This window comes from Streptomyces sp. NPDC048506 (genome assembly GCF_040651315.1).
Lineage (GTDB): Bacteria > Actinomycetota > Actinomycetes > Streptomycetales > Streptomycetaceae > Streptomyces.
The window spans coordinates 1-18,092 of record NZ_JBEZIX010000095.1 but is presented as its reverse complement, the minus strand read 5'-3'; the positions used below and the strand labels follow the sequence as shown (position 1 = coordinate 18,092).

Below are 18,092 nucleotides of genomic sequence, written 5' to 3'. Positions count from 1 at the left end.
GCCGCCCTCACCGGTGAACGGCTCGGCCCAGCCCCGCACGGCCCCGTGCGCGGCGAGCGCCCACACCGCCGCCACGACGAAGACCACCAGCACCGCGCCTCGCACGGCGTGCGGGTGGTGCTGCTCGCCCGCCGCGCCGAGCGGCTGACGGAGCTGGCCGCCAAGATCGAGGCGGACGGCGGGCAGGCCCTCGCAGTCGCCACCGATGTCACCGACGCGGCCTCCGTGGATGCGGCGGTGGAACGGATCCACGCCGCGTACGGCGAGGTCGACCTGGTGGTCAACGCGGCCGGCGTGATGCTGCCGAACCCCGTCACCGAAGGCCGCACCGACGAGTGGCAGCGCATGCTGGACACGAACGTGGCCGGCGCACTGCGGGTCATCCGCGCGTTCACACCGGATCTGATCGCGGTGGCGGAGGCCGGCCGGACGGCGGACCTGGTGAACATCTCGTCGATCGGCGCGCACATCGCGTTCCCCAACTACGCGGTGTACGGCGCGACGAAGGCCGCGCTCACCTACCTCTCGCAGTCGCTGCGCACGGAGCTGGGCCCGCGCGACGTCCGCGTCACCAACATCGAACCGGGCCTCACGGACACCGAGCTGGGTGGCCACATCGACAACGCGGAGCTCTCCCACCAACTGGACGGCATGTTCGACGCGCTGATCGGCCTGTCGGCGGACGACATCGCCGACCTGATCGCCTACACCACCAGCCGCGCCCGCCATGTGAACCTGCGCCAGGCGATCGTGCTGCCCACGCGGCAGGCATGACACTCAGGGAGCACGCAGAGCACACCAAGTACCCCGTGAAGCAGAGGAGACGGCTCTGCCAAAGTGCTGTGCGAAGGCCAGCAGGAGCGAACGTCCTTTTCTCGTAAGGCCGTTGACGGAAGAGTCACGTGATGTAGCCGTGAGAGTGGTTTACCGTTCCCGTCCGTGTGAAGGCGCTGGCTCTGGGACGCCCATACGCCAAGTGTCATAAGCGATGAATACATACGACAAGAGCACTCCAGGCGTGAGCATTCCGAGCACGACGAACACGGAAGCGTCCCACGAGGCGCAGCCCGTACCGGCTGCATCACTCGCCTCGCGGCCTTCCTGCCCCTCGCCCGGGTCGCACGGTGCGCAACCCTCACGGCGCGCCGTGGTCACGGCGACCGGTGCCTCGGCTCTCGCCGCCGGACTCACCGCCGCCTCCGTCGCGCCCGCAACCGCGCTGAGTCCTGCCACCGCACCCTCGACGGCGCCGGCCGCGGCGCCACCCGGTGTCGACCCCAAGGCGTACACCACGGTCGCCCGCGCCATCGCCGTCTACGACGAGCACGACAAGTCCCTCGTACCGGCCTACCTGAAGGCCGTCGAGAACGGCCTGCCCGCCAGCCGGGCGAAGGCAACGAAGCGGGTCCTGATCGTCGGGGCCGGACCGGCCGGTCTGCTTGCCGCCAACCTGCTCCACCGGGCAGGTCACGATGTCGTCGTGATCGAGGCCAACGGCAACCGCGTCGGCGGCCGTATCAAGACCTTCCGCAAGGGCGGACACGAGAACGGGGAGCAGCCCTTCGCCGACCCCCAACAGTACGCCGAGGCCGGGGCCATGCGGCTGCCCGGCAGCCACCCCCTCCTGATGGCGTTGATCAAGAAGTTCGGCCTTGCGCTCCAGGAGTTCTACCTGGTGGATGTGGAGGTCGACGATCCGGCGAAGAAGGTCAACCGCGCCTGGATCCACGTCAACGGCATCCACATGCGCCGCGCCGACTACGAGAAGAACCCCGAAAAGGTCAACGACACCTTCGGCGTCACGGGCGCCAACCGCACGAAGACCGCATCCGCCATCCTCGCGCAGGCCCTCGAACCCGCACACCAGCTCATCCGGGGCAAGGAAGGGGCAGACCTCGTCGACGGATGGGTTGAGATCCTCAAGAAGTACGGCCACTGGTCCATGTACCGGTACCTCACCGAAGTCGCCGGACTCGACACCAGGACCATCGACCTCATCGGCACCATCCAGAACCTGACCTCACGGCTGCACCTCTCCTTCACGCACAGCTTTCTGTCCAGCGCGTTGATCGACCCCAAGACCACGTTCTGGGAGATCAAGGGCGGCACCGCGCTGTTCGCCGACGCGCTGTACAAGCCTGTGAAGGGGAGGGTGCGGCTCGACAGACGTGCCGTACGCATCGAGCGCCACGCCGGCAAAGTCAAGGTGCACACCGTTTCCGAGGACTGCCAGACCGGCAAGGGCGGTGTCACGGAGGTCTTCGAGGGCGACGAGGCGATCATCACCGTCCCCTTCTCAGGGCTGCGCCACGTGGCCTTCGACCCTCCGCTCGGCTACGGCAAGCGCCGGGCCATCACGGAACTGCACTACGACGCCGCGACCAAGGTGCTGCTGGAGTTCTCCCAGCGCTGGTGGGAGTTCACCGAGGCGCAATGGAAGGTGGCGCTGAACTCCATCGAGGACAAGCTCTACGACAAGTACAAGGCGGGCGGGGTCAAGCACGGCGAGTATCTCGGTGCGCACAAGTCCGTGAAGGACCTGGGGGTGACGATCCCCGACGAACTCAAGAAGTGCTTCGCCGTCTTCCGGCCCGTCATGAGCGATGAACCGGAGGCCGCTCACATCCGTGGCGGTGGCAACGTGAGCGACAACGCCAACCGCTTTATGTACTTCGAGCACGCGCACCCTCTGGAGGGCAGCGACGGAGGCATCGTGCTCGCCTCCTACAGCTGGTCCGACGACGCCCTCAAATGGGATGCGTTCGCCGACGACGAGCGGTATCTGCGCGCGCTCGCCGGAGTGCAGGCCGTCTTCGGCCGCCGGTGCGAGGTCTTCTTCACCAACAAGTGCAGGACCCAGTCATGGATGCGCGACCACTACGCCTATGGCGAGGCTTCCGTGCTCTTCCCCGGCCAGCACACGGAACTGTTCCCCGACGTCCCCACGTCCGAGGGCCCGCTCCATTTTGCGGGGGACCACACGTCCATCAAGCCGGCCTGGATCGAAGGCGCACTGGAGTCCGCAGTCCGGACGGCGTTGAAGGTCCATACGGGCTGACAGGGGCACGGTGAAATGCCGCGGCGGGGAGGCGCGGTTCAGTCGTACGAGGTAGCGTCCCGGCGGCTGATCCGGCTCCGTGGCTGCCATTTCGACGACCAAACAAACCACTCATAGAAACGGCTGAGCAGCGCCGCCGCGTCATGGCCGGCGTTGCTCAGTCGAGTTCACCGAATCACCACTTCTTGCAGGCAACCCCCATGCTCTGATTGTTGTCGACGCGCTTGATCTGACCGCAGCTCTTGATGCCGACCCCGTGCGCGTACGTGGCGTTGATGGTGAAGTTGTGACTACAGCTGTTGCCCGTGCCGCTACCGCCGCAAATCATCGTGTACGTCTTGGTCGGCGAGGTCGTGGCGGAGTAGATGAACTCGTACTGGGCGGGCCCCTGAAGTTCCGGTACGCCGTGAATCGTGACCTTCTTGACGTGGTAACCGCTGCCGAATATGACCATTTCGACGTTGCCGCCGGTGACCGCGGTGTCGGCCATCGCAGGCGCGGCGACAACAGCCGACAATGCTACTCCTGCAATGGCCGCACCGACCAGTCGCTTGGTCCTCACTGACTTACCTCCACAGTTGTTCCACCCAGATGTTGAATAATGGGTTTATAGCCGGTAGTTGGCGGCCGAGCCTAGGGTTTCGGCTCCGGCGTTGTCAATGATTCTCTTTCCAACTGCCGTGCATAGGAAGGGAGTTGGCGACAGGGGTGCATTGTCCTTTCGGACAAGTGCAGCTACTGCTCCAGCACCGGCACCAAAAAGCAGCGGAGTACCGTCACTCCCGATTCGGCTCGCTGTTCCTGCTGGTCAGGAGCGTGTTTCTGAGTGTGGAGAGCTGCCTTGCGACCCCGGGCGTAGCCCCGCACGCCGCCGTAGGTCGGCTTCGCTGATCCGGTGCCCGACCCGCAACAGCACTCGCCGGACGACAAGTCGGGACGCGGGCCGGAGCTGCTCTCCTTACTGCCGGACGGATGTGAACCCCACTCTTGCCCCTGCGGTAGCGGAGAAACGGTGTGGTTCGAGATCGAACGTCTCGTATAAGCTGCGGCGAATTTTCAAAGCTTCATGGTCAAGGGTGCGGAATGTTCGGAATGCGCAAGGTGTCGCAGGCCGTGGTGGGCGTGGTGGTCGCGATGAGCATGCTCAGCGGCTGCTCGTTCGGCTGGGGCGGGGATGAGGAGAAGAAAGTCTCCGAGAAGAAACTGGGCGACAAGGGCACGGCGTGCGAACTACCGGTGCACTTCACCCTCGCGACGTCATGGAAGGCAGAGGCCATCACACAGGCGACGGTGGACCGGATGGGCCCGCTCGGCCATCAGGGGCCGCTCACGCCCGCCTGCGAGCTCGATGCCAAACCCGCAGGGAACATCGGCTTCCTCACCGTGTGGTCCGGCACCAAGGGCGCCGCCGCTCCCGGCGGAACATCCCGCGCCCTGATGAAGACGTTCGTCGGCGCCGAGAACTTCGAGAGCAACGTCAAGTTCCGCGAGACCAAGGCCGGTGGCCTGCCCGCCACCGAGGCCAGCTACACCGTCACCGACCTGGCCGCCGGCGAGGTCAGGCCCGAACGCGCGCTGGCCGTGATGACCAAGCACGGAGGCGTGGTCCTCCATCTCGGAGGGCTCAACACCGGCGAGCACAAGGCAATGCTCCCGGCGTTCGAGCTGGCCGAGAAGACCCTGGGCCTGACCTCCTGAGCAACAGGCACGACGTGATCAGGTAGGTCAGCTGCCCGGGGGCGTGCAACTTGCCTCAAGTCCGCTCCGCGCAGGATTGCGCCCGCCATGACCGCCCCGGCCAGCCGGGCATGCTCCGCGTTCAGAAGTCTCCCTCAGGTGTCGCCCGCTGGCGGGGGCTCGGCGAAGGCGCCGGCGGCTGCGGCGAGGGCGGCGGTTCTGGCTGTGTGGCCGGGCAGTTGCGGGTCGGGTGGGGTGCGGAGGAGCACCAACTGGTGGTACAGCGGTGCGGTGGCGGCGAGGAGCAGTCGCCGAGCGTCGGTGTGCGGTGGGAGTTCGCCGCGCCGGACAGCCCGGCTGACGATGATCTCGCAGCGGGCGTACCGGTCCTCCCAGAGCCGCTGTTGGGCGTGGGCGGCCTTCTCGGAGCGGAACGAGGCGGCGATCAGCGCCACCACGATCGGTGGCTGTGCCGTCAGCGCTGTCTGGATCTCCTGGTTCAGCGCTGCCAGATCACCTTCCAGTGAGCCGGTGTCCGGTGGCTGCCAGTCGTCGTCGCTCGCCGCGTCGAGGACGTCGGCGAGCAGGCCGCCGACGTCCCCCCAGCGCCGGTACACCGTGGTGCGATGCACACCGGCGCGGGCGGCGACGGAGTCCGTGGTGAGCCCGTCATAGCCGTGTTCGCCGAGTTCCGCGAGGACCGCGTCGAGTACCTGCGTGCGAATACGAGCGGTGCGGCCCCCGGGGCGGCGTCGGGGTGGCGGCCGGGTGCCATCTGGCTCTGGGGCTGTGGAAGTCATCGCTGATAGTCCGTTTGCTCAGGGAAACAACGTCATGGCAACATCTTAAAGCAGCAGCTGTCGCACTAGTGGAGTGATCGATGACACCGCCCGTTCCCGCCGACCCCACCGTGGTGCATCCGATGCCCGAGCAGCCGCGGGTGGTGCTGCTCAAGCCGCTGATCACCTCGCCGCTGATCGAGGTCGGAGACTTCTCCTACTACGACGACCCCGACGATCCGACCGCGTTCGAGACCCGCAACGTGCTGTACCACTACGGGCCGGAAAAGCTGGTCATCGGGAAGTTCTGCGCGCTGGGCGAGGGCGTGCGGTTCATCATGAACGGCGCCAACCACCGCATGGACGGCCCCTCGACGTTCCCCTTCCCCATCATGGGGGGTTCCTGGTCCGAGCACTTCGACCTCATCACCGGCCTGACCGGACGGGGCGACACCGTGGTGGGCCATGACGTCTGGTTCGGCTACCGGTCCATGGTGATGCCCGGCGTCCGCATCGGCCACGGAGCGATCGTCGCCTCCGGCTCCGTCGTCGTCGACGACGTGCCCGACTACGGCATCGTCGGCGGCAACCCCGCCCGCCTCATCCGCCGCCGCTACAGCGATGCCGACATCAACCGCCTCCTGGCCCTGGCCTGGTGGGACTGGCCGCTCCAGCACATCACCGAACACATCCGCACGATCATGTCCGGCAGCATCGACGACCTGGAGAACGCGGCGGCCGGGCAGATGGAATAGCCACGTCGAGACCCACCGCCCCACAGCGCGACGGGCCGTTGAACCGTCCCGGCACGATCCCTCCACGTTCCAGCACCGAGAATCGAGCTGTCAGCATGCCCGCTTCGCCGCACCACAACCCGTTCGCCGACTGGCTGCGCACTCACGCCGTCCCCCTCACCCACCTCGACCCCGAGGCGCCACTCGACGACCTGGAGCCGCTGCGCGCCATCATCGGCGATGCCCGCATCGTCGCGATCGGTGAAAGTTCTCACTTCATCGACGAGTTCGCGCGAATGCGCGAGCGCGTCCTGCGGTTCCTGGTCGAACGCTGCGGCTTCACCGTCCTGGCTTTCGAGTACGGCTTCAGCGAGGGCATCCCCCTCGACGCGTGGGCCCAGGGCGAGGGAACGGACGAGGACCTGTCGGCCCACCTCGCCGCGGCGATTCCCGTGGGACTCGATGAGCCGCTGCGCTGGATGCGTCGGCACAACCGCACAGCCTCCCCGCCGGTGCGCTTCGCCGGCATCGACATCCCGGCGGCCGGTGGGTCCTTGCTCCCCGCCTTGGCCCCGGTCGCCGACTACCTTCGCCACATCGATCCCGAAACCCTGCCGGCGGTCCAGACGGCGATGCGGATCGCCGAATCGTTCGCCGGTGGCTCCGGGGCCGTCGCCGCGCCCGCGTGGGCACGCCTGGCCACCGCCGAACAGGACAACCTCAGCGCGATCCTGATGCGCCTGCTCATCCGGTTCCGCTCCGTCGAACCGCTGTACGTCTCACGCGGCGACCAGCAGAGCTACGACATCGCCTTGCGGCGCCTTGAAGGCGCCTGCCACGCCGACTACACCTTCCGCGCCATGGCCGACCTCTTCGCCGGCGAAGGGCTGACCGCCGACACCTCGGCCCGCGACGTCTACATGGCCGGCTCGGTCCTGTGGCACCTGGAGCGCTTCGAACCCGGGACCCGCGTGGTACTGGCGGCTCACAACGCCCACATCCAGAAAACACCGGTCTCCTTCAACGGCCACCTCACGGGACTCCCCATGGGGCAGCACCTGCACCGCGCGCTCGGTGACGAGTACTTCGCCGTCGGCCTGACGAGTACCACCGGGCACACCGCGGACATGCCCCGCGACGAGAACACACGGTTCGGCTTCACCGTCGAGGCCACCGCGCTGGAGCAGCCCGAGCCGGGAAGCATCGAAGCCGCCTTCGCCGACGCCGAACTCGGGCTCAGCATCGCCGATCTCCACCGGGCACGCCCGCAAGCCCGTGACCACGCCGACCTTGTCCCGGGCCCCGACCGCATCCGGATCCAAAGCGCCTACCTGCACACCCCCGTCCTCGACGCGTTCGACGCCATCCTCAACTCCCCGACCTCCACCGTGGCCGACGACCTCGAAAACCTGTGAGAGAGAGGCCAACGCTCCGCTCCTACGGCCAACTCCCCACGCCCCGGCGACGGCTGACCGCTGCCGCCCTCCCCGCCCTCCCCGCGCTCCGTCGGCCCGACGCTGGCGGGGCACTGGCGGAGCGCTGGCCCTGCGTCAACCGTGGGCTGCACGGTCCGCTAGGGTCGCCGCAACATCGGGGTCATCAGTTGGGGGCGGGCAGAAGTGCCAAGGAGCAGTGCAGACACCATCGCGGCGGCCATGCTGGTTCTCGCGCTGGTGGTCCTCGTGGGCAGGGCCGGCGTCAACGAGAGCGGCGTCCGCACCGGAGGCGAGGCAGTCCAGCAGATGAAGGCGGGCGAGGTGATGATGGTCGGCAACGACGTCTTCGTCCTCGAAGATCGCTAGCGTCGGCTTGCGATCGGCGGCATACGGTGGCGGACCGGACCAGTGAGGGCACGAAGCCCGGTCGCGTTGCTCAAGGTCACCGCCCCGCTCGCGCGCGACACCCACACCGAGCGCGCTCACCAACTGCCCGGGTCGACTTGGCAGTTGCACTCGCCGTGGACCTGTGGTTATAGTCCGAGAAATCTGTAATCGATCGTAGAGGGAGTGGCGAGAGGCACAACGAACACTGAAGGACCGTGATCAGCAGCACTGCTGATGACTGATCAACGGTTGAGAGGGCCTTGGAAAGGCCGGAGTCGGACGAGATCCGACCACCCCATCTCCGCTGCTGATGACAGGCAGCGTTCTTCTTCGAGTTCGTTCTGCGCACTCCCATTCCGGACGATGTCCCGTTCCCATGGGCATCGCTCCTCGATTACAAGGATTCCTCGTGGCTTCCCGCTCATCGGAACCTGCCATCGGCGCTGCCACCGCACCAGCTCCGTCGGCCAGGACCAACGCACTTGTCCTGACGCTCATGTCAGCGGTCTTCCTCTCCCTGCTCGACTCCCAGATCGTCGCCACCGCACTGCCCAGCGTGGTGAGTGACCTGGGCGGGCTCGACCGATTCGGCTGGGTCACCACCGGCTATCTCATCGGCGGCAGCGCCGCCGCCCCCGTCTACGGCAAGCTGGGAGATCTCTTCGGACGCAAGCGCGTCTTCATGGCCTCCATCGTCGTGTTCCTCGTCGGTTCGGCGCTCTGCGGCGTCGCCCAGACGATGGGGCAGCTCATCGCCTTCCGTGGCCTCCAAGGCATCGGCAGCGGTGGCGTGTTCATCTGCGTACTCGCCCTCATCGGCGAGATGTTCTCCCCACGTGAGGGCGCCCGCTACTACGGCTGGTTCTCCCTCACCTTCGGCGCCGCCTCGCTCGCCGGCCCCACCCTCGGCGGCATCCTGACCGATCTCGCCAGCTGGCGCTGGGGGTTCTTCGTCAACCTGCCCGTCGGCGCCGTGGTTCTGGTCGTCGTCTCCTTGATGCTGCGCCTGCCCGTTCAGTCGAAGCGGGCCCACATCGACTACGTCGGCGTCGTCCTCCTCGTCGGCGCGATCGTCGGCCTGAACCTTCTCACCGGCTGGGCCGGTGTCAAGTACGCCTGGAGCTCGCCGGTCATCCTCGGCCTCGCCGCCGGATCGGTCCTCGCGGTGGTGCTGTTCGTCCTGTCGCAGCGCCGGGCGGTGGACCCCGTCGTCCCCCTGCGGCTCTTCGCCAACCCGACCTTCAGCATCGTCGTCGTCCTCGGCTTCATCGCCGGTTTCGTCGGCCTGGGCATGATCAACTACCTGGTCCTCTGGCTCCAGACCGTCCTCGGCCTCGACGTCCAGACGTCCGGCTACGTCCTCACCGCGATGATGCTCGGCGTCGTGCTGACCTCCTGGATCAGCACCAAGGTCATCGGCAACACCGGCTCCTACCGGTGGTTCCCGGTGCTCAGCATGGCGGTGTTCGCCGTCGCCGCCGTGCTGTTCTCCACCGCCGGCCCCGGGACGAGCCTCGCCCTCGCCATCGTGTACGTCCTGCTCTTCGGGATCGCCGGCGGCCTCAACTCCCAGGCGCTGAGCCTGGCCGCCCGCAACACCGCGAGCATCCGGGACATCGGCGCTGTGCAGGGCACCGCCACCCTCATGCGGCAGCTCGGCACCGGGCTCGGTGTCTCGTTCTTCGCCGCCCTGATGACCGCGCGTCTGGGCACCGGACTCCAGGAGCGCCTCGGCGGCGGATCCGGCGTCCGCATCGACAAGAACGGCTCGCTGTCGCCCGAGGTGCTCGGCCACCTCTCCGACTCCGTCCGCCTCGAACTCGCCGACATCTACGCGGACTCGCTCCGCTCCGTCTTCCACGCGGTGATCCCGATCGTCCTCGTCGGGCTGGTGACCGCCCTCTTCCTCAAGGACATCAAGCTCGCCGGCGGCCACGGCCACCGCCACGGCAGCGCCGGGCCGGAGCAGTCCGGCGACGACTCCGCCACGGCCGGCTCCTCCTCCGCCGCTCGCGGCGAATCCTGACTCTCCCACTCCACGAGTGGACTCCCCGCACGGCGTCCGGCCGTGCCCCACATCCCAAGGAGACACACGCATGATTCTGGTAACCGGCGCCACCGGCAACGTCGGCAGCGAACTCGTCGCCCGGCTCGCGGCCGAAGGCGTGCCTGTGCGGGCCATGACCCGTTCGCCCGAGAAGGCCGCGTTCCCCGCGGGCGTCGAGGTCGTGGCCGGCGATTTCGACAAGCCCGAGACGCTCCCTGCGGCCCTGGCCGGCGTCGACCGTGTCTTCGTCGTCCCACCGGGCTACGGCCCCGAGGGCCCCGTCCAGGAGCGCACCCTCGTCGCTGCCGCCCGCGAGGCCGGCGTCAAGCACCTGGTCAAACTCTCCACCAGCGGCGTCGGCTTCGGCGCCACCGACCCGTTGACCTCCGGCCACCGCCAGGGCGAGCGGGTCATCCAGGAATCCGGCCTGGAGTGGACGATCCTGCGCCCCGGCACCTTCATGGTCTACCTCTACGGATACGCCGACACCATCGGCAAGGAGCGGACCATGTACGTCACCGAGGGCGACCCGGTCTCCGCCATGATCCACCCGCGGGACATCGCCTCCGTGGCCGCCGAAGTCCTCACCACCACCGGTCACGAGGGCCGCTCCTACACGCTCACCGGCGGCGAGGCCCTCAGCCCGCAGCGCCAGGGCGAGATCGTCGGCGAGGCCCTCGGCCAGGAGGTCAGGGTCATCGAGCGCACCAGGGCCGAGACCCAGGCGGAGTTCGATCGCCTGGGCTGGGGCGGACCCCGCCTCGAAGCTCTGCTGGAACTCAAGCGCCAGTCGGCCGCCTGGGACTGGAGGATCTCCGACTCCGTCGAGAAGATCACCGGAAAGCCGCCGCGGACCCTGCGCGACTGGGTCGACGAGAACATCCGCGTCTTCGGCTGAGCCGACCCGCGCACCAGCACCACGCCATTCCGGTGCTGCGGCCGGATCCCGACCAAGCCCGCTCATGACGAACCCTTCGTGCAGGCGGCAGCCGTGAGTTGGGTGAAGGCCGCAGTGTCCGCGGGCGGTGGTGGTGCGGGGTTCCGACGGCTCGGTGGTTCCGGGCCCTCTCCGCCCGTGTCCCTGACAGACGCGGTTGGTGAGGGCCCGGCTCCGTGACGGGCCGTGCATGTGCACGGTGGGAGAACCGAGCGGGGAACATCGGGTGGTGCAGCGCGTGCCGCTGAGCCGGTCCCCTTACCCTGCTGCGGTGTAGGGCTGGAGGGCGGCACGAACCCGGGTGGGCATCTCCTTCTTGCTGTGCGTCGCGGGATCGACGAACACGTGCCGCACTTCGCCTTCTGCGATGAGCCGTTCACCGATCTTGAACACCGGGCGCACGATCATGCTCGTCGTGCCGAGATGGGTGATGGGCATCTCGATGTCGAGCAACTGATCGAAGCGCGCCCCCAGGCGGTAGACGATCCGCGTCTCCGCCACGACCAGGTCGGCTCCGTCCACGACCGTGGACTCGGAGGCTCCGATGACGTCTCGCCACAGCTCGGTCAGGGCGACGTCGTAGTAGAAGAGGTAGTGACCGTTGAACACCACGCCTTGCTGGTCACACTCGCTGTAGCGCACTCGCAGTCGGTGCGTGAATAGCTTGGCCATGGCAAGATCGTAGCCGCAACCCGCACTGATGATCGAGGAGTTGGGGGAGCGTGTAGCTCCGCAGGGGTCTCCGTGGGAGTGCCGCCTCGGCCGGCAAGGGGTTGCCGGTCGGCAAGCGCGCCTGTGCGCCCACAGTGCGCGCACATCCATGCAGCGGTGGGTGCGCCGACAACCAGGACGTGGTGAACCGCTCCGGGACAGTGATCATCGCCGTCCGCCTCCAGGACCACTCCGAGGCCCTCGCCGGGCTCCAGGTCGGCAGCGACAGCGTCGTGGTCAGCGTCATGGCCGGCATCGGCAGCAGCGAGCTGCGCCAGACGCTCGGCACCGACGCCCCGTTGGTGCGTGCCATCCCGCTGCCCGCCGTGCGCGAGCGCCGGTCCGTCACCGTCACGTTCCCCTCCCACCCGGTCGTGGACGCCCTCTTCGACGTCACGTCGGAGGAGGTGGGGGCGGAGGCCGTCGCCGAGCCGTGTGGCTGCCGCTGCACATGACTTCGGGTGACGGGATGCCGCGATCCTGAACCAGTAGTTCTCTGCTGGACCGTCAGTTGCCCCACGGCCTCGCCACGACCCGTGCCGTCCGAGCGCGTGAGCACGACCGATCGCGGAGCCTGTTACCCCTGCGACGACGGGCCCTGGCCGTTGCGCTCCCGGGGCGGATGCTGTGCGAGCGCGGTCCAGGAGCGCAGGAGCAGGTCGAAGGCGTCGACGACGACGTCGTCCGGGATGCCGTCGGGGGTCAGCAGGCGCTGGATGAGCAGGCCGTCCTCCAGGGCGTGGACGATCAGGGCGAGGAACGCGGGGTCTGCGGGCGATGCGACACCGTGGGCGGCGAACGCCTGCTCCAGGCCGGCGGTGTGGGCGTTGCGGGCGAGGAGTTCGCGTTCGGCGAGCAGTGGGCGCAGTTCGTCGTTCCGCAGGGCGTGCAGGACGAGCTCCATGCGCAGAGCGAGCCATTGGGGCAGGTGCTGGGCGCGGTCACGGTTCCAGGCCCGGAGCTTGTCGAGGGCGTCGGCGCCGGAGGTGGCGTCCTGGGTGAGGGAGCGGACCTCGTCGAGTTCGCGGTGTGTGCGGTGCTGGAGCAGCTCGGCGACAAGGGCGTTCTTGTCCTCGAAGTTCCCGTAGAAGGCGCCGCGGGTGTAGCCGGCGCGCTCGGCGATCTGCTCGACGGAGGTGCCGTTGACGCCGCGTTCGGTGAACAGCTCGGCGGCGGCGGCCAGCAGGCGGCCGCGGGTCTGCTGCCGGCTCTCTTCGCGGGTCAGGCGCTTGCGTTCAGGTGTCACGGCAGCATCCTACGGCGCACCTCTGCCGGGATATTCAATTCCGTATCCAGATACGTATCTGTATCTTTGTTGCCCGGAACGAAGGGAGGCCCGATGGGGGCGAACGAACTGTGGTCGCTGGGGGCGACGGAGCTGGCGCAGCTGGTGGCGTCGGGAGAGGTGTCCGCGGCGGAGGCCGTGGAGGCCCACCTGGAGCGGATCGCCGCGGTGAACCCGCAGGTGAACGCGGTGCCCCGGCTGCTGGAGGACAGCGCCCGGCAGGCGGCGCGGGAGACCGACCGGCGCCGGGCCGCCGGCGAGCAGCTGGGCCCGTTGGCCGGGGTGCCGTTCACGGTGAAGGAGAACATCCACGTCGCCGGATCGGCGACCACGCACGGCGTGCCGTACTTCCGCGACTGGGTGGCGGAGGCGGACGCGCCCCCGGTGCGGCGGCTGCGCGCGGCCGGGGCGATTCCGATCGGACGCACCAACATGCCCGACCTGGCGATCGCCGGACTGCACACGGTCAGTCAGCTGTTCGGGGACACCGTCAACCCGTGGGACCCGCAGCGCACTCCCGGTGGCACCAGCGGCGGCGACGCGGTCGCGGTGGCGACCGGCATGGCGCCGCTGGGCCTGGGCAACGACTCCGGCGGATCGGTGCGCAACCCGGCGACGTTCAACGGTGTCGCGGGGCTGAAGCCGAGCTACGGGCGGTTCCCGGCCGACCACCGGATGAGCGACCAGGAGCCGGTCCTGGGCCACCAACTCTTCCCGGTGGACGGGCCGTTGGCCAGGTCAGTGGCGGACCTGCGGGCGGCGTACGAGGTGCTCGCAGGGACGGACCCGCAGGACCCGCGGGCGGTTCCGGCCCCGCTGTACGGGCCGAGGCCGAAGGCGCCGGTGCGCGTCGGCGTGGTGACCGACCCCGGCGGCCGGGGCGACGTCCACCCGGACGTGCGCGCCGCGATCGAGGCGGCGGCAGCAGCCCTGGAGGACGCCGGCCACCCCGTCGAGGAGGTGGAGGTGCCGCGGCTCCAGGACGCTCTCGACGGCTACGGCGCCCTGCTGCGGGCCGAGTTCTCCCTGGCCTGGCCCATGCTCAGGCGGCTGCTCACCGAAGACAGCGCCCGCCACATCGAGCTGGACACCCAGCGCCACCCGGCCGTCGGCCTGGAGGAGTACGTCCGGCAGACCGGCGTACGCCTCGGCGTCCAGCGCGCGTGGGCCCGCCTCTTCGAGCGCTGCCCGCTGCTGCTCGGGCCGGTGTCCACGCAGCCGATACCCGAGCCCGTGGTGCCACGCACCTTGGAGGAGCGCGACGCGACATTCACGCCGATGCGGCTGCTGACCGCGTCGACGTATGTGGGGGTGCCGGCCGTGGCCGTGCCGACCGGACTCACGGCCGGCCTGCCGCAGGGCGTCCAGGTCATGGCAGGGATGTATCGCGAGGATCTGTGCCTGGACGCGGCGCAGCGGATCGAGGAGCGCCTCGGCGTACTCACCCCGCTCGATCCGCGTCCACGTCGGTGCGGCGCAGACGAAGGGTAACGGCGGACAGTTCCCGGACCGCCCTCGAGTGGCCGTCGCCGTGACTCCGGACCTGGAGCAGACCATCTCGGTCTGCCGGCACGGGTTCTCCTATGGCCGTTGTAGGGGCAGCGGTTGAAGCGTGGGCCATCGGGTGAGCATGCCGTGCCGGATGGTCGCGGCGAGTTGTCCCAGGCCCTTGAGCTCGCCGCCGTCGGCGGTCATCCGGCTGACGACTCCGAGACGGTGGGCGAGTCGTTGCCGGGCCGTTGCCGTGCCCCACTTCCAGTCCCGGTTCGGGATCTCGGCCAAGTGGTCGGCGGTTCCGCGGTGGGCCCGTTGGACCAGTGCGTCGCCGCGTAGCAGCCAGCCGGCACACGCGTCGGTGAGATCGTCTTGGACCTCGGTGCCCGTCGCGTTGCGCCATGTCGCGCGGTAGGCGGTCTCCGCTGCGTGGAGCAGGGGCTGGGTCGGAGCGGTGACGCACCAGCAGGTCGGGAAGCCGATGCGCAGGTAGGCAAGCTCCACGAGCCCGTTGCCCAGCGTGGCCTGTTCGAAGTCGATGAACCGGACGCCACCGCGGGTGTGCATGTCGTTGCCGGGGCAGGGGTCACCGTGCAGTAGGGCATGGCCCGGTGTGCCGAGCAGACGGTTCACGAGGCCGTCCAGCTCGGTTCGTACTCCGGACGGCACCGCGACGCCGAGCGTCCTGGCAAGCCCGAGGAACGAGTCGATGTCGTCTTGGGTCGGGCCGGACCAGACGGGAAGCAGGCCCGCATCGTCGGCGCCGGTGGCCGCGTGGAGCCGGGCCAACGCCGAGGCGTAGTCGACCACCCAGTCCGGGCCGGGCTGCTGGTGGTCCAGGTGCTCAAGGACCAGGACCCGTTCCGCCGGATCGGTGCCGAGGAGCCTCGGCACCACGGGCGGGTCCACCCGGGACGCGAGCTTCAGCGCGGCCACCTCGCGTGCGTACCGCTCGTCGGCCTCCGGAGCGTCGACGAGTTGCTTGATCACCACTGGTGTGCCGGACAACTCGGCCCGCCATACCCGTGATCGCGGGCTGCTATCCAGTCGGCGACCCCGACACGGTGCGCCAAGCTCGGCCCGCAGTTGCTCCCCGAACGGCAGTCTCGACCCCATGGGCTCATCCTCACATGCGCGCGAACACGCCAGGGTGCAAAGCGAGTTGGATCGCAGAGGCAGCCCGTTCCGGGAATCCGGCGAACCCATCCGTTCACAGCACCAGCCGGTCCGCCGGCCGATGCGCCTCTCCTGGCAGGGGAAGGCGCATCGACGGCGGATCGGCCAGGGCCGGCAGCGGACGTCTGCTCTTCGCTACGCAGTTCCGGCGAACAACTTCTGGAGCTTGCGCGACAACCAATCACCGGCAATCACGCTGATGCCGAACTGCTGCCGGCCGTCGGGCGATTCCGTGCACGGCCGCAGCGGCTCGATGGTGGCGTCGTGGTTGGGGAGGTAGAAGAAGGGGATGGTGACTCGGGAGGAGGTGTCGCCGCGTGCGGGATTGATGACGCGGTGCATGGTGGAGACCCAGCGTCCGCCGGTCCAGAGGGCGATGAGATCGCCGATGTTGACGACGAAGCTGCCGGGGATGGCGGAGACGTCGCGCCAGTTGTCTTCGCCTTGGAGGACCTGGAGGCCGCCGCGGTCGTCTTCTTGGTAGAGGATGGTCAGGCTGCCGAAGTCGGTGTGCCGGCCGCGGCGCAGTTGGCCGGGGAGCGGGGGATCGACCTGCGGGGGGTAGTAGTTGGCGGCGACGGACGAGCCGTGGTGGTCGAATTTGTCGTGGAAGAACTCCTCGTTGATGCCGAGTGCGAGGGCGAACAGGCGCATGAGGTCGGCCGCCAGGTCGCTTACGGCGCCGATGTACTCCTGCCACACGTCCCTGAAGTCGACGGGACTGTCCGGCCAGATGTTCGCGAGCGTCCAGGTCGCCCACTGATCGCCGAGTTTCTTGCGCTCCTCCTCGCTCAGTTCACCCGTCACATGCGCGGCGAAGGCCTCGCAGAGGTCCGGGGGTGTCTCCTGATCGAGGCTGAGCGCGGTCGTCCCGCCCATCCGTCGGTAGCCGGAGACCCCCGGCCGGTGTGCGACGCGGTCCTTGTCCTCGTAAGGAAGATTGAAAAACGCCTTTGTCGCCGTGAACATGCGGTCGACGAGGTTCTGGGGGACCCCATGGCCGACGATGACGAAGAATCCAGAATTCATGCACGCCTGGTCGATCGCCTCGGCGATCGCGACACGTCCCTGAGCCGTGTCCTTCGACGACAAGTCGATGATGGGCACGAAACCATCAGTAGTGGTGGCGGCCACCTGGTCATCTGACATGATCGATCTCTCCTCTTCGGCTGCTTCTCGGCTCAGTTCGACGCTTCGAGCACTGCTTCTGACCGGGCGGTTCGTTGACCGCCTCGGGAGAAGAGGCCGACGACCAGCGCGCCGCACACGAGAATTCCGCATGCCAGCCAGAGCGCCACTGTGTAGCCGTGCACGGTGGCGACGTCGTCGGCTTCCGGACGATTCCCGTGGTCCTCGAAGTACGCCGTGGTGACGCTGGTCGCAATGGAGTTGAGCAGCGCGGTGCCGAACGCGGCGCCCACCTGCTGCACACCGCCAAGCTCGCCGAGCTGGCCGCCGGCCCGGAGCTGATCGCCGCCCTGCGCGAGCAGCGGCCGCTGCCCGACATCCGGCTGGAGACCGTGCGCACCTTCACCCTCGCCGTCCTCGACCACGCCGGCGCCGTACCCGCGGATTCCGTTCAGGCCTTCCTCGACCAGGGATTCACCCGTCAGAACGCCCTCGAAGTCGTCCTCGGCATCGGCGCTTACACCCTCTCCACCCTCGCCAACCGCCTCACCGACGCCCCGATCGACCCTCAACTCGCGCCCTATGCCTAGAGATCGCCTCAAGGCTGATCAAGCGATGCGGGATCACGTCGAGCACCAGGCTTTCGCTGAGGGCATGGGGGAGTGGGGGTGAAGACCGCCGCCGGCTCGTGCGCCCCCACTCTTGCGCGCCCTGAGGGGGATGCGAAGGCCCGGGGGTAGGCGAGGCCCCTGGGAATCCGCCCTCCGGCGGAGTTCTGTGCGTGGCGGGCTACGACGGTGTGCGGCAGGGTGGCCTTGTCCTGGTCGGTGAGGATGATGGACATGGCTGTGCGCTCCTTCGGAGCTGTTGTGGTGGCATGCGATCGAGCGGACGGACGACGCGGTCCTGCTGGCCCGGACAGGTCGGGGTCGCCCGAGGGCATCTTGCCTCGGGCGACCCCGACCTGTCGGACAGGGCCGTGGCCGAACCCTGTGGGGATGTCGACGGTTCGGGTCCAGGGGCGTGGCTGTTGGGGCGCGCCGGGGGCGTGGGCTTGGTGTCAGGCGTCGATTGCCTGGTAGAGCGTGGTCCAGAAGTCGTGGATGAGCTGTGCGGGGTCTGGGAGGGACAGCCCGACCTGGGTGAGTAGGACGCCGACGAGTCCGTTGTGCGGGTCGGCGTAGGCGGTGGTGCCGGTGCCGCCGTCCCAGCCGAACTGGTCGATCGGCGCGTAGTCGCCGCG

The 18,092-nt window shown here is 68.6% G+C and carries 17 protein-coding genes and 1 pseudogene; 11 read left to right on the top strand and 7 right to left on the bottom strand.

What is annotated here, in order from left to right:
• Positions 1–45 precede the first annotated feature (45 nt).
• Positions 46–774 carry an SDR family oxidoreductase gene (locus tag AB0C96_RS41875; protein ID WP_362925415.1) on the top strand — a complete coding sequence of 243 codons (729 nt, stop codon included), beginning with the start codon at positions 46–48 and terminating at the stop codon, positions 772–774.
• A 373-nt stretch (positions 775–1,147) separates the two neighbouring features.
• Entirely contained in the window at positions 1,148–3,058 is a 1,911-nt protein-coding gene (locus tag AB0C96_RS41870) for an FAD-dependent oxidoreductase (RefSeq protein WP_362925413.1), read from the top strand.
• Between the two features lie 175 nt (positions 3,059–3,233).
• Here the strand turns inward: AB0C96_RS41870 and AB0C96_RS41865 are convergent, their stop codons facing one another.
• Positions 3,234–3,575: a hypothetical protein gene (locus tag AB0C96_RS41865; protein ID WP_362925411.1), complete on the bottom strand. Its 342-nt coding sequence runs from the start codon at positions 3,573–3,575 to the stop codon at positions 3,234–3,236.
• Positions 3,576–4,141: 566 nt separating this feature from the next.
• Here AB0C96_RS41865 and AB0C96_RS41860 point away from each other — a divergent pair.
• Entirely contained in the window at positions 4,142–4,756 is a 615-nt protein-coding gene (locus tag AB0C96_RS41860; RefSeq protein ID WP_362925409.1) for a lipoprotein, read from the top strand.
• Between the two features lie 134 nt (positions 4,757–4,890).
• On the opposite strand, the gene AB0C96_RS41855 is transcribed toward AB0C96_RS41860, so the two are convergent.
• On the bottom strand, positions 4,891–5,535 hold the full coding sequence (locus AB0C96_RS41855) for a TetR/AcrR family transcriptional regulator (protein ID WP_362925407.1): 645 nt from the start codon (positions 5,533–5,535) through the stop codon (positions 4,891–4,893).
• Between the two features lie 80 nt (positions 5,536–5,615).
• Between AB0C96_RS41855 and AB0C96_RS41850 the strand changes: the two genes are divergently transcribed.
• The 5 genes from AB0C96_RS41850 to AB0C96_RS41830 all read left to right on the top strand — a co-directional run bounded on the left by AB0C96_RS41850 (position 5,616) and on the right by AB0C96_RS41830 (position 11,016).
• Complete coding sequence (locus tag AB0C96_RS41850; protein ID WP_362925406.1) at positions 5,616–6,269, top strand: CatB-related O-acetyltransferase; 654 nt, start codon at positions 5,616–5,618, stop codon at positions 6,267–6,269.
• 95 nt (positions 6,270–6,364) lie between these two features.
• Positions 6,365–7,663 (top strand): erythromycin esterase family protein, encoded by a 1,299-nt coding sequence (locus AB0C96_RS41845; RefSeq protein WP_362925404.1) that lies wholly within the window; start codon positions 6,365–6,367, stop codon positions 7,661–7,663.
• 240 nt (positions 7,664–7,903) lie between these two features.
• Positions 7,904–8,050 (top strand): hypothetical protein, encoded by a 147-nt coding sequence (locus AB0C96_RS41840; RefSeq protein WP_362925403.1) that lies wholly within the window; start codon positions 7,904–7,906, stop codon positions 8,048–8,050.
• A 331-nt stretch (positions 8,051–8,381) separates the two neighbouring features.
• On the top strand, positions 8,382–10,097 hold the full coding sequence (locus tag AB0C96_RS41835; protein WP_362925402.1) for an MDR family MFS transporter: 1,716 nt from the start codon (positions 8,382–8,384) through the stop codon (positions 10,095–10,097).
• Positions 10,098–10,167: 70 nt separating this feature from the next.
• Positions 10,168–11,016 carry an SDR family oxidoreductase gene (locus tag AB0C96_RS41830; RefSeq protein ID WP_362925400.1) on the top strand — a complete coding sequence of 283 codons (849 nt, stop codon included), beginning with the start codon at positions 10,168–10,170 and terminating at the stop codon, positions 11,014–11,016.
• Between the two features lie 297 nt (positions 11,017–11,313).
• Here AB0C96_RS41830 and AB0C96_RS41825 read toward each other — a convergent pair whose 3' ends face one another.
• Positions 11,314–11,727, bottom strand: coding sequence for a thioesterase family protein (locus AB0C96_RS41825; protein ID WP_362925398.1), 414 nt, complete (start codon positions 11,725–11,727; stop codon positions 11,314–11,316).
• A 134-nt stretch (positions 11,728–11,861) separates the two neighbouring features.
• Between AB0C96_RS41825 and AB0C96_RS41820 the strand changes: the two genes are divergently transcribed.
• Positions 11,862–12,221: an NAD(P)-binding domain-containing protein gene (locus tag AB0C96_RS41820; RefSeq protein ID WP_362925396.1), complete on the top strand. Its 360-nt coding sequence runs from the start codon at positions 11,862–11,864 to the stop codon at positions 12,219–12,221.
• 122 nt (positions 12,222–12,343) lie between these two features.
• Here AB0C96_RS41820 and AB0C96_RS41815 read toward each other — a convergent pair whose 3' ends face one another.
• Positions 12,344–13,012, bottom strand: a complete 669-nt coding sequence (locus AB0C96_RS41815; RefSeq protein ID WP_362925395.1) for a TetR/AcrR family transcriptional regulator — start codon at positions 13,010–13,012, stop codon at positions 12,344–12,346.
• Positions 13,013–13,105: 93 nt separating this feature from the next.
• On the opposite strand from AB0C96_RS41815, the gene AB0C96_RS41810 reads away from it, so the two are divergent.
• Positions 13,106–14,542, top strand: coding sequence for an amidase (locus tag AB0C96_RS41810; protein ID WP_362925393.1), 1,437 nt, complete (start codon positions 13,106–13,108; stop codon positions 14,540–14,542).
• Between the two features lie 90 nt (positions 14,543–14,632).
• On the opposite strand, the gene AB0C96_RS41805 is transcribed toward AB0C96_RS41810, so the two are convergent.
• Complete coding sequence (locus AB0C96_RS41805) at positions 14,633–15,661, bottom strand: aminoglycoside phosphotransferase family protein (protein ID WP_362925391.1); 1,029 nt, start codon at positions 15,659–15,661, stop codon at positions 14,633–14,635.
• A gap of 195 nt (positions 15,662–15,856) precedes the next feature.
• The gene (locus AB0C96_RS41800) at positions 15,857–16,870 is read right to left on the bottom strand and encodes a 2-oxoglutarate and iron-dependent oxygenase domain-containing protein (RefSeq protein WP_362925389.1); all 1,014 of its coding nucleotides are present in this window, start codon (positions 16,868–16,870) and stop codon (positions 15,857–15,859) included.
• A 158-nt stretch (positions 16,871–17,028) separates the two neighbouring features.
• On the opposite strand from AB0C96_RS41800, the gene AB0C96_RS41795 reads away from it, so the two are divergent.
• Positions 17,029–17,439: a hypothetical protein gene (locus tag AB0C96_RS41795; RefSeq protein WP_362925387.1), complete on the top strand. Its 411-nt coding sequence runs from the start codon at positions 17,029–17,031 to the stop codon at positions 17,437–17,439.
• A 470-nt stretch (positions 17,440–17,909) separates the two neighbouring features.
• On the opposite strand, the pseudogene AB0C96_RS41790 reads toward AB0C96_RS41795, so the two are convergent.
• Positions 17,910–18,092, bottom strand: a pseudogene (locus AB0C96_RS41790) (serine hydrolase); the annotation flags it as partial.

What these genes read in the sequence shown, in the direction of transcription:
- AB0C96_RS41840 (WP_362925403.1), top strand. Translation starts at nt 7,904, where the DNA reads ATGCTGGTTCTCGCGCTGGTGGTCCTCGTGGGCAGGGCCGGCGTCAAC.
- AB0C96_RS41830 (WP_362925400.1), top strand. Translation starts at nt 10,168, where the DNA reads ATGATTCTGGTAACCGGCGCCACCGGCAACGTCGGCAGCGAACTCGTC.
- AB0C96_RS41825 (WP_362925398.1), bottom strand. Translation starts at nt 11,727, where the DNA reads ATGGCCAAGCTATTCACGCACCGACTGCGAGTGCGCTACAGCGAGTGT.
- AB0C96_RS41810 (WP_362925393.1), top strand. Translation starts at nt 13,106, where the DNA reads ATGGGGGCGAACGAACTGTGGTCGCTGGGGGCGACGGAGCTGGCGCAG.
- AB0C96_RS41800 (WP_362925389.1), bottom strand. Translation starts at nt 16,870, where the DNA reads ATGTCAGATGACCAGGTGGCCGCCACCACTACTGATGGTTTCGTGCCC.
- AB0C96_RS41805 (WP_362925391.1), bottom strand. Translation starts at nt 15,661, where the DNA reads ATGGGGTCGAGACTGCCGTTCGGGGAGCAACTGCGGGCCGAGCTTGGC.
- AB0C96_RS41855 (WP_362925407.1), bottom strand. Translation starts at nt 5,535, where the DNA reads ATGACTTCCACAGCCCCAGAGCCAGATGGCACCCGGCCGCCACCCCGA.
- AB0C96_RS41845 (WP_362925404.1), top strand. Translation starts at nt 6,365, where the DNA reads ATGCCCGCTTCGCCGCACCACAACCCGTTCGCCGACTGGCTGCGCACT.
- AB0C96_RS41860 (WP_362925409.1), top strand. Translation starts at nt 4,142, where the DNA reads ATGTTCGGAATGCGCAAGGTGTCGCAGGCCGTGGTGGGCGTGGTGGTC.
- AB0C96_RS41835 (WP_362925402.1), top strand. Translation starts at nt 8,382, where the DNA reads ATGACAGGCAGCGTTCTTCTTCGAGTTCGTTCTGCGCACTCCCATTCC.
- AB0C96_RS41850 (WP_362925406.1), top strand. Translation starts at nt 5,616, where the DNA reads ATGACACCGCCCGTTCCCGCCGACCCCACCGTGGTGCATCCGATGCCC.